This is a genomic window from Kitasatospora nipponensis, assembly GCF_039528135.1.
GTDB classification, from domain to species: domain Bacteria; phylum Actinomycetota; class Actinomycetes; order Streptomycetales; family Streptomycetaceae; genus Kitasatospora; species Kitasatospora nipponensis.
Window position 1 is genome coordinate 1 of sequence record NZ_BAAALF010000213.1, and the last position, 12,947, is coordinate 12,947.

Below are 12,947 nucleotides of genomic sequence, written 5' to 3' on the forward strand. Positions count from 1 at the left end.
GGGATCCCGGCCGCTGTGCGCCGGCCGCTGCCGTCGGTCCGGCGCGCGGGCCGGGGGTGACGATGCCAGCATCGAGGCAGGGTCGGTCGGGGAGAAGGCGAGGCGTCATGGGTGGCTGGTACGCGCGGGTGATCCTGGATCCGGGCAAGCAGCCGCTGCTGGTGATGCTGGTGGGGTTCATCGTGGCGTTCCTGTTCATCCGGCTGAGCGTGCGGATGATCCGGGCCGAGGTCTCCTGGTGGCCCAAGAACGTCGAGTCCGGCGGCCTGCACCTGCACCACGAGATCTTCGGCACCGTGTTCATGATCATCGCGGGCATCGGCCTGGCCTCGCCGCCGGGCGCGCACCGCCCGTGGACCGAGATCTTCGCCGGCCTGTTCGGAGTGGGGGCGGCCCTGGTGCTGGACGAGTTCGCGCTGATCCTGCACCTGGAGGACGTCTACTGGTCGGACGCCGGGCGGCTGTCGGTGGACGCGGTGGTCGTGGGCGCCGCCGTGCTGGGCCTGCTGGTGCTCGGGGCCGCCCCCTTCGGGGTGAACGACGCGGCCACGAACGGCTCCCCGGTGTCGAACTGGGACTACGCGGTGACGGTGGTGGTCAACGGCGGCTTCGCCCTGGTGGCCCTGACGAAGGGCAAGGCGTTCACCGGACTGCTGGGCATGCTGGTCCCGCTGCTGGCGGTGGTCGGGGCGATCCGGCTGGCCCGCCCGGGCTCCCCGTGGGCGCGGTCCCGCTACCCGGAGGGCAGCGCGAAGGCCGCGCGGGCACTGCGGCGCGAGGAGCGCGACGGCTGGATGCGCCGGCTGCGGATCCGGGTCTACGACGCGATCGCGGGCCGGCCCTCGCAGGAGCGGTGAGCGCCCCGGTCGAGCCGAGGGCGGGTCGGCTCCGGGGCCGGGCGGGGAATGTTCGGCGTTTTTGTTCAATGACCGAGCGCCGGACCCGAACAATCCCGGTGCGCTACATCTGGAGCGCATGCCCGCAGTTCTGACCGCGGAGTCCTGACCCCGCAGTCCTCACCGCGCCGTTCTGCCCGCGCGGGTTCACCGAGCCACGGGAGAGATCGCCAGATGACGACGCTGTGCATCGGAAACAACCGCACCGAGGAGATGGTCGGCGACCTCGGGGGGATGACGCCGCTGGAGCGGCTGTTCGCCGGCTGCGGGGCCCAGCGGATGCTCTGGTTCGCCCGGGAGGGTGACGTCCTGGTGCTGCCGTGGGAACCCGACCCGGTGTACCTCGGGTACGTCACGGCGCTGACCGGGGTGCGGGCCGAGAGCCTGACGGTGGTGGTCCCCAAGCCGGGGGCGCAGGGCGCGGAGATCCTCACCCCGGACCGGCTGGCCGACCCGGGCTTCCGCGACGAGCTGCGCCGGGTGCTGGCCGGCCGGCCGGTGGAGGCGGTGCTGGCGATCTCGCCCAACGCGGCGGTGGTCGAGCTGGCGCAGGCGCTGGGCGCCGCCTCGGCCGTGCCGGGCCACGCCTTCGCCGCGCAGGGCGGCAACGCGCTGGTCAACAGCAAGGCGGTGTTCCGGGCGCTGGCGGCCGGGGCCGGGGTGCCGATCGCGCCGGGGACGGTGGCCGGATCCCCGCAGCAGGTGGAGGCGGCCGTCGACGACCTGCTGGAGCAGGGGCACAGCGTCATGGTGAAGGTCGAGTACCAGGCCGGCGGATTCGGCAACGAGATCCTGGTCCGCGACGAGCGGGTCAGCGCGGCCGGTGCGCAGCGGGTGGTCCCGCTGGCGGACCGCGCGGCGGTGGCCGGGTACGTCGCCGAGCGGTGGCAGTGGCTGACCGGGGGGCGCGGGCAACGGGTGGTGGTGGAGCGGTACTTCACCGGATCGGTGGCGCTCTACGCGGAGTTCGCGATCACCGCGCAGGGCGCGCGGCTGTCGGGCTGCGGCGAGATGCTGATGGACCCGGTGGTGGTCGGCGAGATCACCCCGCCGATCACCCCGGACGCCGCAACGCTGGCCGAACTGGTCGACTTGGCCGGGCGGTTGTGCGAGTCGCTGCGGGTGCTCGGCTACCGCGGGACGGTCAGCGCGGACGCCTTCCGCACGCCCGACGGGGAGTTGTACTTCAGCGAGACCAACGGGCGGCTCACCGGGTCGACGCACCTGCACGACGCGCTGTTCGCCCGGCTGGTGGGCGCCGAGCACCGGGCGCGGCGGGTGATCCTGGAGCTCGCCGGGCTCGCGGTGCCCTCCTTCCCCGCCGCGATCGAGGCGGTGCGGCGGGCCGGGCTGGACTTCGACCCGCGCACCCGCACCGGCGTGGTCTTCAGTTGCGACTTCGCGGTGGCGGACGGCACGGTGATGTACTGCGTGATCGCGGAGGACGCCGAGCGGGCCCGGGCGGTGGAGCGCGAGCTGGTCGCACTCTTCGCGGCGCCCGCGCGGTGAGCCGCGAGACGAGTCGAGCGGTGAGCGGGGCGGTGATGCGGGCGGCGGTCATCCACCGGCACGGCGGTCCCGAGGAGTTCCGCACCGAGCTGGTGCCCGAGCCGGTGGCCGGCCCCGGCCAGTGCCTGCTCGACGTCACCTTCGCCGGGCTCAACTACGCCGACCTGCACTGCCGTCGGGGCGAGTACGGCGGCCAGCCGCTGCCCGCGGTGCTGGGTGCCGACGTGGTCGGCCGCCAGCGGGGCGACGGGCGGCGGGTGGTCGCGCTGCTGCGCGCCGGCGGCGGGTACGCGCAGGTGGCGTGCGCCGAGGACGCCCACACCGTGGAGGTGCCGGCCGGGGTGAGCGGCGAGCAGGCGCTGGCGCTGCTCGAGCAGGGCGCCACGGCGTACGGGGCGCTCACCCTGCTCGGCCGGCTGCGGCCCGGGGAGCGCGTCGCGGTGACCGCCGCGGCCGGCGGGGTCGGGCACCTGGCGGTGCAGCTGGCCCGGGAGTTGGGGGCGGGCCGGGTGGTGGGGCTGGCGTCCACCGCCGCGAAGCGGGAGTTCGTCCGCTCGCTGGGGGCGGACGCGGTGCTGGACCCGGGCGATCCGCACCTCGTCGAGCGGCTCGGCTCCTGCGGCGTCGACCTGTTCGTCGACTCGGTCGGCGGCGAGCTGCTGCGGGCCGGGCTGGCCTCGCTCGCGCCGTTCGGCCGGCTGCTCTCGGTGGGCGGACGCGGCGGCCCCGAGGACTCCTTCGCGGTGGACGAGCTGGCGGACCGCTCGGCGGGCCTGCTCGGCTTCTGGCTCCAGCACGTGCTGGACGACCGCGCGCTGTTCGCCGACGTCGCCGGTCGCCTGTTCGAACTGGCCGAGCGCAAGCGGCTGGTGGCGCGGATCGACCGCGTCGTGCCGCTCGACGCGGTGGGCGCGGCGCACCGGGCGCTGGCGGACCGGCTGACCATGGGCAAGGTGCTGATCGACCTGCGCGGGCCGAGCTGAGGGGTGAGGAGTGGTTGCCTGATCAGTAGTTGGCGACCTCGTCCAGGCCGTGGCCGCGCAGCGGGACCAGGAAGACCCGTTCGAAGACGATCACCACCTCGCCGGTGGACTTCGTCCCGGTCGTGCGGCAGCTCACGATGCCCTGGCCCGGGCGGCTGCCGGAGAGCCGTTTGGCCAGCGTCTCGCTCTGCGCGTACAGGGTGTCGCCGGTGAAGACCGGGTGGGTCATCCGGATGTTCTGCCAGCCCAGGTTGGCGATGGTCCGCCCGCTGGTGCTGCGGGCGGTCATCCCGCCGACGATGCTGAGCGTCACCAGGCTGGAGACGATCGGCCGTCCCCAGGGGGTGTGCGCGCTGTAGGCCGCGTCGATGTGCAGCGGGGCGTCGTTCATGCTCAGCATGCTCATCAGGACGTTGTCGAGCTCGGTGACGGTCCGCCCGGGGCGGTGCTCGACGACGTCGCCGACGACGAACTCCTCGTAGTAGCGGCCGACCACCTCGCGGTAGCGCCGCGCGCCGATCCGCCGGTAGCCGACGGGCCCGTCCTCGGGCTCGGTGTGGGGGGCCGCGGTGCCGGCATCGAGGTCGAGGTCGAGGTCGACACCGAGATCGGACTCGGCTTCGGGTGTGTTCATGTCCGGTGCTCCCGCGCGGCTCAGAGGTCGGAGGTCAGGTCCCGGACGTGGCCGGCGAATTCGGTGATCAGCTGCTCGTCCATGTCGGCCCGCATCATCAGCCGCAGCCCGGACTCGCCCTTGGGGACGATGGGGAAGAAGACCGCCGAGCTGTAGAAGCCGCGCTCGAAGAGCTGGGCGGAGAGCTTGACGGCGCGCTCGGCGTCGCCGACGTCGACCCGGCGCACCGGCAGGCCGTTGCCCGCGAAGGAGGTCGGCAGCAGTTCGTCGAAGAGGTCGATGTTGCGCTGCAACCTGCGCTGGAGCTCGGGCAGTTCGGGGGAGCGGTGGATGGCGGCGCTGCCCAGCGAGGCGCCCACCAGTGGCAGCGCCATGTTCTGCGACCAGCCGACCGGGCCGGCGTGCCGGTGCAGGAACTCGAACTGCTCGCGGCTGCCGAGCATCGCCACTCCGCCACCGGTGCCGAAGCCCTTGCCGAGGCTGGCGACGATCACGGTCAGCGGGCTCATCGCCAGCCGGGAGCGCACGAAGCCCTCGCCGTGCTCGCCCATGATGGAGAGCGAGTGCGAGTCGTCGATGTAGAGGAAGAGGCCGTACCGGTCCTGGAGTTCGAGCAGCCCGTCGAGGGCGGCGGCACCGCCCATCGAGTACGCGCCGTCGGCCACGTAGGCCACCCGCGGGTAGCGGCGGCAGACGTCCTCCAGGTAGTTCAGGTCGTTGTGCGGGCAGTTGAGCACCAGCGACTCGTCCGCGCAGATCGGCTTCACGTAGGCCATGCAGAAGTGGCAGAACCGGTCGAAGACCATCACCCGGGGCCCGCCGCCGCCCAGGTGTCCGGAGGCGACCAGCGGCAGGATGCCGGCGGTCAGCGAGGTGCAGGAGGCGCCGGGCAGGATGTGCGCGCCGAACAGCTCGCCGAGCTCCTCCTCCAGTCGGACCAGCAGGTTGTGCCGGATCCGGGTGGTGGAGGTGACCAGCCAGGTGCTGCGCGACTCGGTGAGCGCGTCCACCGCGCCGGCCGCCACCTGCGGGTGGTTGTTGAGGCCCAGGTAGGCGCAGGAGACCATGTTCGCGAAGGTGTGGCCGGTCTCGCGCACGGTCAGCCGGTTGTTGGACTCCGAGTCCACCTGGATGCCGATCAGCCCGTGCTCGCCGGCCGACTGCCAGACGGGGTCGGCGGCCGCGAGCATGGTCTCGGCGTTGCGGTACAGCCGCGGGCCGATCACCGGCCGGGGTTCCTGCTGGCTCACGCTCGGTCCTCGTTCCTGTCGGTCGCGGGGCGGCGTTCGGGGGTGCGCTCGGTGCTGGTGCTGGTGCCGGTGCCGGTGCCGTTGGTACCGGTGCTGCTGCTCCGGTCGGGTGGCGCGTCGGGGGCGCGCGGTGGGCCGAACTGCTCGATCAGCCGCTCGGAGGCCTCGAAGAACGGCATCCCGACCATCATCCCGTCCACGACAGTCACCGATCGGCCGTTCGCCCGGCCCGCCTCGACCACCCGCCTGGCCCGCTCCAGCAGTTCCGCATCCGGCGTGAACGCCTGGTGGATCGCCGGGAGTTGGCGCGGATGGATGGCGATCTTGCCGCTGAATCCCAGATCCCGGGCCAGCGCGGCCTCGGCGCGCAGCCCGTCGAGGTCGGCGACCTCGAAGAACGGCGCGTCCATCGCCTCCACCCCCGCGCTCCGGGCGCCGTTGACCACCCGTCCGCGGGCATGGGCCAGCGCCTCCCAGGAGAGCCGCGCGCCGACCGCGAAGGCGTAGTCGGCCGACCCGAAGACCAGCCCGCGCAGCCGGTGGCCGGCGCCGGCGATGGCCGCGGCCCGCTCGACCCCGCGCGGGGTCTCCACCACGGCGAGGAACTCCGTCTCGGGGCAGTGCGCGCCCAGCGCGCCGGCGACGATCTCGACGTCCCGCGGGGACTCGGCCATCGGGATCAGCACCAGGTCGGGCTTGACCGGGTAGCGGGTGAGGGCGACCAGGTCGCGCAGCCCGTCGGGCCGCGAGACGGCGTTGATCCGCACCGCGCAGCGGGCGAGCTTGGCGGAGGGCAGGGCGAAGAACTCGGCCGCCAGCCGGCGGGCCTGCTCCTTGTGGGCCGGCGGAACCGAGTCCTCCAGGTCGACCATCGCGATGTCGGCCCCGGACTGGTGGCTCCTGGCGTACCGCTCCACCGCCATCGCGGGTGTGGACAGCAGGGAGCGGCAGTAGCGCGTGAACTTCATGGGGATCTCCGAAGTCAGCAACGTCTGCGGCTCCGGTTCTATCCCACCGGCATTGTTCGGCGCCGAGCGGTGGACATTGAACATCAACTCGGAACAACGGCCCGGAAGGCGCCATTGTTTACCACAACTGCCGTGTGCATGATGAATATTGGGCACCGCTTCGACGGAGAAGGGAGCTGCCGTGCCGCGTCGGGAGAGTCCCCTGGACCAGGGTGACGAGCCGCTGCTGCGTTTCGCGGGCGACCTGCGCGCGCTGCGGGAGCGGGCGGGCACCCCGCCCTACCGGCAACTCGCGCTGCGGGCGCACTGCTCGGCCGCCAGCCTCTCGGTTGCGGCCGGTGGCCGCCGGCTGCCGAGTCTGGCCGTCACCCGCGCCTACGTGCAGGCCTGCGGCGGGGACGTCCGCGAGTGGCAGCTGCGCTGGCAGCTGCTGGCCGCCGACCTGGCCGCCGACAGCGCCGCCCGCCGCCGCGCCCAGGAGACCGGGCGGGCCCCCTACCCGGGCGCGGTGGCCTTCGAAGCAGCCGACGCGGACCGCTACTTCGGCCGCGAGGCGGTGCTGGACCAGCTGGTGGCACGGCTCGCCGAACGGCGCCTGGTGGCCCTGGTCGGCGCCTCCGGGGTGGGGAAGTCCTCCCTGGTCAGGGCCGGCCTGATGGCCCGGATCGGGGTCGGACCGAGCCGGGTGCCGGTCGCGCTGCTGACCCCCGGCGAGCGGCCGATGGCGGCCTACGCCGTCGCGATGGCCCATCTCGGGCACGGCACGGGCGAGTCGCGGCAGGCCGATCCGGTGCTGGTGGTGGACCAGGCGGAGGAACTGCGCACCCGCTGCCGCAGCGCGGCCGAACGCGACCGTTTCCTCGGGGTGTTGGCGGCCGCCGCCGGGGGCGACCCCGGGGTGCGCTGCCGGGTCGTGCTGGTGCTGCGCTCGGACCAGGAGGCCCTGCCGGCCGGCCACCCGGTGCTGGCCGCGGCCTGCCGGGACGCCCGGCTCGTGGTCGGCCCCCCGCAGCCCGAGGAGCTGCGCCGGGCGATCACCGAGCCCGCCCTGCGGGTGGGTTGCACGGTCGAGGGCGCGCTGCTCGCCGTTCTGATCTCCGCCGCCGCCCAACAGCCCGGTGCGCTGCCGCTGGTGTCGGCGGCGCTGCTGGAGACCTGGCGGCGGCGCAGCGGCAACGCGCTCACCCTGGCCGGCTTCCAGGCCACCGGCGGCTTCGAGGGGGCGCTCGCGCGGTCCGCCGAGTCGGTGTACGAGGGGCTGGGTCCGGCGGACCGCGCGCGGGCCAAGGCGGTCTTCCTGCGGCTCAGCGGCGGACCGGCGCCGGGGGACGGCGGCGAGGGGGCACCGCGGCCGGTGGAGCGTGCCGAGTTCGACGACCCGGGCGTGCCGCCGGTGCTGGAACGGCTGGTCGGGGCCCGGCTGGTGGTGCTCGACCGGCAGAGCGTCGAACTCGCCCACCACGCACTGCCCTACGCCTGGCCGCGACTGCGGGACTGGCTGGCCGAGGGGCCGGAGCTGCTCGGCGAACACCGCCGGCTCACCGAGGCCGCCCGTAGGTGGGTCGCGGCCGCCGGTGACCCGGAACTGCTCTACCGGGGCGCCAGGTTGCAGCTGGTCCGGCGCCAGGTGGCGGGCGGCGAACTGGCGCCGGCCCGGGTGGAGCGGGCCTTCCTGGCCGCGGCCGTGCGGGCGGCCGCCGCCGACCGGCGCCGGGTGCGCCGCCAGAGCCTGACGGTGGCCACCCTGGTGGGGGCCGGCGGGGCGCTGCTCACGCTCGCCGGCGGCAGCCGGATGCGGCGGGCCCTGCGCGGTTGATCGGCCCCGGGGCGGCGCGCCTTGAACAACGCGCCGGGGCGTTGATCAGCCGATTCGGTGTGGTGTCGGCGGCGATCAGCTGCTTGCGCGGCCGTCGGCGGGGCGGGTAGCTTGGCCGTCGCTCCGGCCCGCTCACCTCGGTGTGTCCGCCTGCCAGGCCGGGGAGTTCGCACTCCGGGACGGTCGACCCCGCCGCTCGCGCGGTCCTCGCCGTCGCCGCCGTTCCCGCTCCTTCCGCCGTTCCCGCCGTTCCCGCCGTTCCCGCCGTTTCCGCACCTGCGTTCCGCATCCGTGTCCCGCACCCGTGCCCAGGGGGAGTCATGTCCAGTTCGGCCCGTCCGGTGAACAGTTGGGACGAGTTCAGCACGCTGCGCGAGGTGGTGGTCGGCAGCGCGGTGGGGGCCCGGCTGCCCAGCCAGGCGGACCCGTCCAGCTGGCTGTCCTGCTTCCCGAAGACCCCCGCCGACGAGCTCGCGGCGATCCCCGTGGGCAGCTACGCGCGGCGGGTCGTCGAGGAGACCGAGGAGGACCTGGAAGCGCTCTGCGCCACCCTGCGCGACCTCGGTGTCACCGTGCACCGGCCCGAAGTGATCGACCATGCGGCCGAGTTCGCGTCCCCGCAGTGGAGCGCGGAGGGCGGCTTCCACTCCTACTGCCCGCGTGACCTCACGCTGGTGGTCGGCGACACCGTCATCGAGGTGGCCAGCCCGATGCGCGCCCGCTACTTCGAGGTCTTCGGCCTGCGCACCCTGTTCCACGACTACCTGCGCGCCGGCTCCCGCTGGCTGTGCGCCCCCCGGCCGCAACTGCGCGACGAGCTCTTCGAGTTCGACGAGGACGGCCTGCCGCTGCTGGGCGAGAGCGAGCCGGTCTTCGACGCCGCCAACGTGCTGCGGCTGGGCCGTGACGTCTTCTACCAGGTCTCCCGCAGCGGCAACGAACTCGGGTTGCGCTGGCTGGAGTCGACCCTGGGCCTGCTCGGCGACCTGCGCCTGCACCCGCTGCGCGGCATCTACGGCTACACCCACATCGACAGCACCATCGCCTTGCTGCGGCCGGGCCTGGTGCTGCTCAACCCCGAGCGGATCCGGCCCGACACGGTGCCCGAGGCGCTGCGCGGCTGGGACGTCCTGTGGTGCCCGCCGGCCGAGGCGGTGGCGCAGGCCCCGGCGGAGCCGGCGGGCGGCCCGGCCCCCGAAGCGCTGGGCGGCGCGCCCGAGCACACGTTGAGCGAGAGCTGGATCGGGATGAACCTGCTGATGGTCAACCCCGAGACGGCGATCGTGGAGTCGGGCCAGCGCGGCCTGATCAAGCAGTTGGAGCACGCGGGCATCACCGTACTGCCGCACCGACTGCGGCACTCGCGGGTGCTCGGCGGCGGTTTCCACTGCGTCACCCTGGACACCCGGCGCGACGGTGGGCCGGAGGACTACCTGTCCTGAGGAGACGCTGGAGCCGGATGGGCCGGCGCGGGCCGGCGCGGGCCTGGAAGGTGCGAGCGCGAGGGGCGGGCGGCGGGCAGCAGGGCGGGTGCGGAATTCCGTAGAGAAAGTGCGCCCGGCTCGGCGCTGGACGCCCCCGTCGCGGCCTCCCGCGGGGGTACGGACGCGCGCGGGAGCCGCTGCTGGGGGGCGGGGTCGACCGGTCGCTCCCGGGCGGTCCAAGCAGGCCTGCGTCGGATCGCCACACCCGCTCTGACCTGGCCTTTCATGGCTGGCGACCCTAGGATCGGGCGCAGTCGGAAGGGGGCCGGATGGACCGGAACGTACGGACGGTTGAAGATGTTCTGACGCTCCTGGACGGGCTCTTCGCCCGCCGGGACGGCCGGTTGAGCACGGGGGACGGTCCGGAGTTCTGGGACGGCTTCTACGCCGACCGGTCGAAGCCGGTCCCGTTCTTCGTGCCGAAGCCGGACGAGAGTCTGGCCGGCTACCTCGAGCGGGGCCTGATCACCCCGGGCCGGGCCCTGGACCTCGGCTGCGGCCCGGGCCGCAACGCCCTGTTCCTCGCCTCCCGGGGGTTCGCGGTGGACGCGGTCGACCTCGCCCCGGTGGGCCTGGAGTGGGCCCGGGACCGGGCGCGCGAGGCGGGGGTGGACGTCCGGTTCGTCTGCGGCGACATGTTCCGGCTCACCGGCACGGAGCTGGTGGGCCCGTACGACCTGGTGGTCGACTCGGGGTGCCTGCACCACCTGCCCCCGCACCGCCGCGTCAGCTATCTGGCCCTGCTGGACCGCGCGCTGGCCCCCGGCGGCCACCTGGCGCTCACCTGCTTCGCCGCCGGCTCGATGGGCTCAGAACTCTCCGACGCGGACCTCTACCGCGAGGGCACCCTGGGGGGCGGCCTCGGCTACACCCCGGAGGCCCTGCGCCACCTCTTCGCGGACCTGACGGAGGTCGACCTGCGCCGGATGCACGACGAGCCGCCGGAGTCGGCGCTGTTCGGGGAGCCGTTCCTGTGGACGGCGCTGTTCCGTCGACCGGGTGGGCCGAGGTAGGGCCGGACAAACGCTAGCCGCGCAGGCGGGCCAGTTCGATGTCGATGGCGTCGGCCATCAGTTCGCGGGCGTGGCTCAGCGGGAGGCTGCCGCTGAGCCAGCGCACGCTCAGGCCCTCCAGCAGGGCGGTGAGGCGTTCGGCCGAGCCGGCGAGTGCCGCGGCGCCGCCCATCGGGTGGACCCGGCCGAGCAGTTCGGCCACCTCCTGCACCCAGATCAGCGTGGAGCGGGCCAGTTCCTCGCGCAGGTCCGGGTCGAAGACCGCGCTGGCGCGCAACTCGCCCCAGGCGGTGCTGTTCTCCCGGACGGTCGCGGTGTCCTGCAGCTCCAGCAGCAGGCTCTGCTCCAACTCGCCCCGGGCGTCCAGCGGTTGCTCGCCGGGGTCGCGCTCGGTGGTGTACCGCTCCGCGCGGTCGCTGATGAACTCCAGGGTCGCGCGCAGGATCCCGGTGCGGTCCTTGAAGTGGTAATAGATCAGCGCGGTGGACACGCCGGCCTCGGCGGCCAGCTCCTCCACCCGCAGGCCGCGGACACCGCGCCGGGCGATCACCCGCGCGGCTGCTTCCATGATTGCTGTTCTACGGTCCGCCACGGGCCACCACCCTACCCGGACCGGCTACCGGTCCGAGGGACGGGCCCGGGCCGCGAGCCCGGTGATCAGCGCCCGAACCACCTGTTCGGCGTCGACCTCGGGGTCCAGCGCCTGGATCGCGGCCAGCCCGTCGGCGCCGGCCGCCGCGGCCTCGCCCAGGGGGCGCGGGTCGAAGCCCTGGTCGTGCTCGTCCGCGAGGACCTGGAAGAGCGCGACGAAGGCGGCCCGCCAGCGCCCGTACTCGGCGGCCAGGCTCGCACGGACCCGGTCGTCGTTGACCGCGAACCAGTGCATGGCGGAGTGCAGCCGTGACAGGTCGGCGCCCTCCGGCTGGGTCAGCAGCTCGACCACCCGCTCCGCGCGCTCGGCGAAGGTGCCGGGGGCGGCGACCGCCGCCTCCATCGGCCCGATCCACTCCGGGCGGATGTCCTCGATCACCGCGACGATGAGGTCGGTGCGGTTCTGGAAGTGGTAGTGGCACATCCCGTGGGTGACCCCGCTGAGGGCGGCGACGTTGCGGGTGGTGAAGGTGCCCGCCTCCTCCCCGGCCAGCAGGCTGCGCGCGGCGGCCAGCAGGCGGGCGCGGGTCTGCTCGCCCTTGCTGGAGGGGCGCGGGCGGCGGGCCGTGCCGACCGCGCGGGGCGCCGACCCGGCCGGGCCGGTCGGGTCGACGGGGTGCGGGTCCTCGGTGCGTGTGGCCACCCGCCAACTCTAGGCCCTGCGCAGGTGGCGGGAGCCGTCAGGGCCGCCGGACCGACGGGGCGGCCTGACCGGTCGGGACCGCGGGACCGGTCAGGGCAGCCGCCACTCCTGGGCCGGGCTGCCGGGCGCGCAGGTGGTGAAGGTGAGTTGCCGGCCCGAGCCGTTGTCGGTCAGGCAGTTCTGTCCCAGGTAGTCCTTGATGTAGGAGGCGCCCGAGCCGGCGGAGACCACGTTCCACGCCGTCGAGTCGCCGTAGCCGGTGGCGAGCTCCACCAGCGAGCCGGAGGTGTAGCCGGGCTGCTCGCCGAGCTGGGGACCGCTGTGGCCACAGGCGCTGACGGTGTACCAGGACCCCGCGGTCAGCACCCAGCCGTAGGCGGTGTAGCCGCCCATCACGGCCGCCGTCGGGCTGGTCAGGTCGCTGGAGGCCAGTCCCACCTTGAGCTGGTCGCCGACGTTGACGATGGCGCCCCAGCCGGTGCCCCCGCAGCCCGCCGGGGCGGTCGCTGCCGGGGCGGCGGTGGCGGCCAGGGCGGCAGCGGCCAGTCCGACAGCCGCGAAAGTCTTCTGGAGCATGGTGGAGCTACCTCTCTGGATGAATCACATCGGTTGCCGGCCTGTCCGGGGGGATTACCTCCGACACCGTCCTGGCTGCGACATTTAGATCAAAGAATGACGGGCGCGAAGGTTACGCGGAATCTTCGGAAATCGATGACGGATCGCCAAAGTCCTTGCCGTGCGGTCGGATTATTAGGCCATACCGGTTAACCCGTGCTATCCCGAGCGCCGCTTACTCGTTTAGGCAGATTGCTTTCGGCCGCGCGGCGGCCGTCATCCAGGCTCCACAGGCAAGCTCCACAGACAGAACGGTGAACAGCATGAAGCTCTCCAAGCGGGCGACCGGCGCGTTGTTGCTGGCGGTCGGGTCCGGCGTACTCGCGGGCCAGTCGGCCGCGATGGCCGCCCCCGGCAACGCTCCGGTGACGCCCGGTCAGGTCGCGACGATCGAGGAGGAGTGGGGCACCGAGGAGGTCCCGTTCACCATCCCGCTGGAGACCGTCAGCGAGCACCTGCCGCTGCTGCCGAAGGGCGGTCAGGTG

13 protein-coding genes are annotated in these 12,947 nt (G+C 73.8%); 7 read left to right on the forward strand and 6 right to left on the reverse strand.

What is annotated here, in order from left to right:
- The first annotated feature begins 107 nt into the window (after window positions 1-107).
- The 3 genes from ABD323_RS35055 to ABD323_RS35065 all read left to right on the forward strand — a co-directional run bounded on the left by ABD323_RS35055 (window position 108) and on the right by ABD323_RS35065 (window position 3,388).
- Window positions 108-857 (forward strand): hypothetical protein, encoded by a 750-nt coding sequence (locus tag ABD323_RS35055; RefSeq protein ID WP_344446124.1) that lies wholly within the window; start codon window positions 108-110, stop codon window positions 855-857.
- Window positions 858-1,070: 213 nt separating this feature from the next.
- Window positions 1,071-2,405 carry a preATP grasp domain-containing protein gene (locus ABD323_RS35060; RefSeq protein WP_344446125.1) on the forward strand — a complete coding sequence of 445 codons (1,335 nt, stop codon included), beginning with the start codon at window positions 1,071-1,073 and terminating at the stop codon, window positions 2,403-2,405.
- Window positions 2,406-2,425: 20 nt separating this feature from the next.
- Complete coding sequence (locus tag ABD323_RS35065) at window positions 2,426-3,388, forward strand: quinone oxidoreductase family protein (RefSeq protein ID WP_344446126.1); 963 nt, start codon at window positions 2,426-2,428, stop codon at window positions 3,386-3,388.
- Between the two features lie 22 nt (window positions 3,389-3,410).
- Here the strand turns inward: ABD323_RS35065 and ABD323_RS35070 are convergent, their stop codons facing one another.
- Genes ABD323_RS35070 through ABD323_RS35080 form a run of 3 tightly spaced genes read right to left on the reverse strand, consistent with a single transcriptional unit; the run spans window position 3,411 to window position 6,240 of the window.
- Window positions 3,411-4,022 carry a MaoC family dehydratase gene (locus ABD323_RS35070; RefSeq protein ID WP_344446127.1) on the reverse strand — a complete coding sequence of 204 codons (612 nt, stop codon included), beginning with the start codon at window positions 4,020-4,022 and terminating at the stop codon, window positions 3,411-3,413.
- 20 nt (window positions 4,023-4,042) lie between these two features.
- On the reverse strand, window positions 4,043-5,272 hold the full coding sequence (locus ABD323_RS35075; protein WP_344446128.1) for an 8-amino-7-oxononanoate synthase family protein: 1,230 nt from the start codon (window positions 5,270-5,272) through the stop codon (window positions 4,043-4,045).
- Window positions 5,269-6,240 carry an HpcH/HpaI aldolase/citrate lyase family protein gene (locus tag ABD323_RS35080; protein ID WP_344446129.1) on the reverse strand — a complete coding sequence of 324 codons (972 nt, stop codon included), beginning with the start codon at window positions 6,238-6,240 and terminating at the stop codon, window positions 5,269-5,271. Before ABD323_RS35080 ends, ABD323_RS35075 begins: the two co-directional genes overlap by 4 nt.
- Before the next feature lie 181 nt (window positions 6,241-6,421).
- Here ABD323_RS35080 and ABD323_RS35085 point away from each other — a divergent pair, with 181 nt between their 5' ends.
- The 3 genes from ABD323_RS35085 (at window position 6,422) to ABD323_RS35095 (ending at window position 10,553) form a co-directional block, all read left to right on the forward strand.
- A complete protein-coding gene (locus ABD323_RS35085) occupies window positions 6,422-8,056 on the forward strand; it encodes an nSTAND1 domain-containing NTPase (protein ID WP_344446130.1) in 1,635 nt (544 codons plus the stop codon).
- Window positions 8,057-8,376: 320 nt separating this feature from the next.
- Window positions 8,377-9,498 carry an inosamine-phosphate amidinotransferase 1 gene (locus tag ABD323_RS35090; protein ID WP_344446131.1) on the forward strand — a complete coding sequence of 374 codons (1,122 nt, stop codon included), beginning with the start codon at window positions 8,377-8,379 and terminating at the stop codon, window positions 9,496-9,498.
- A gap of 311 nt (window positions 9,499-9,809) precedes the next feature.
- Complete coding sequence (locus ABD323_RS35095) at window positions 9,810-10,553, forward strand: class I SAM-dependent methyltransferase (protein WP_344446132.1); 744 nt, start codon at window positions 9,810-9,812, stop codon at window positions 10,551-10,553.
- 13 nt (window positions 10,554-10,566) lie between these two features.
- Here ABD323_RS35095 and ABD323_RS35100 read toward each other — a convergent pair whose 3' ends face one another.
- The 3 genes from ABD323_RS35100 to ABD323_RS35110 all read right to left on the reverse strand — a co-directional run bounded on the left by ABD323_RS35100 (window position 10,567) and on the right by ABD323_RS35110 (window position 12,423).
- Complete coding sequence (locus ABD323_RS35100; RefSeq protein WP_344446133.1) at window positions 10,567-11,121, reverse strand: TetR/AcrR family transcriptional regulator; 555 nt, start codon at window positions 11,119-11,121, stop codon at window positions 10,567-10,569.
- A 48-nt stretch (window positions 11,122-11,169) separates the two neighbouring features.
- Complete coding sequence (locus ABD323_RS35105) at window positions 11,170-11,847, reverse strand: TetR family transcriptional regulator (protein WP_344446134.1); 678 nt, start codon at window positions 11,845-11,847, stop codon at window positions 11,170-11,172.
- 90 nt (window positions 11,848-11,937) lie between these two features.
- A complete protein-coding gene (locus ABD323_RS35110; RefSeq protein WP_344446135.1) occupies window positions 11,938-12,423 on the reverse strand; it encodes a hypothetical protein in 486 nt (161 codons plus the stop codon).
- Window positions 12,424-12,725: 302 nt separating this feature from the next.
- Between ABD323_RS35110 and ABD323_RS35115 the strand changes: the two genes are divergently transcribed.
- The coding region (locus ABD323_RS35115) for a hypothetical protein (RefSeq protein ID WP_344446136.1) at window positions 12,726-12,947 on the forward strand (222 nt) is incomplete at its 3' end.

Bases quoted from the DNA above. Each gene is read 5' to 3' on its own strand.
- ABD323_RS35100 (WP_344446133.1), bottom strand. From the start codon at position 11,121: ATGGAAGCAGCCGCGCGGGTGATCGCCCGGCGCGGTGTCCGCGGCCTG.
- ABD323_RS35080 (WP_344446129.1), bottom strand. From the start codon at position 6,240: ATGAAGTTCACGCGCTACTGCCGCTCCCTGCTGTCCACACCCGCGATG.
- ABD323_RS35110 (WP_344446135.1), bottom strand. From the start codon at position 12,423: ATGCTCCAGAAGACTTTCGCGGCTGTCGGACTGGCCGCTGCCGCCCTG.
- ABD323_RS35090 (WP_344446131.1), top strand. From the start codon at position 8,377: ATGTCCAGTTCGGCCCGTCCGGTGAACAGTTGGGACGAGTTCAGCACG.
- ABD323_RS35060 (WP_344446125.1), top strand. From the start codon at position 1,071: ATGACGACGCTGTGCATCGGAAACAACCGCACCGAGGAGATGGTCGGC.
- ABD323_RS35095 (WP_344446132.1), top strand. From the start codon at position 9,810: ATGGACCGGAACGTACGGACGGTTGAAGATGTTCTGACGCTCCTGGAC.
- ABD323_RS35070 (WP_344446127.1), bottom strand. From the start codon at position 4,022: ATGAACACACCCGAAGCCGAGTCCGATCTCGGTGTCGACCTCGACCTC.
- ABD323_RS35055 (WP_344446124.1), top strand. From the start codon at position 108: ATGGGTGGCTGGTACGCGCGGGTGATCCTGGATCCGGGCAAGCAGCCG.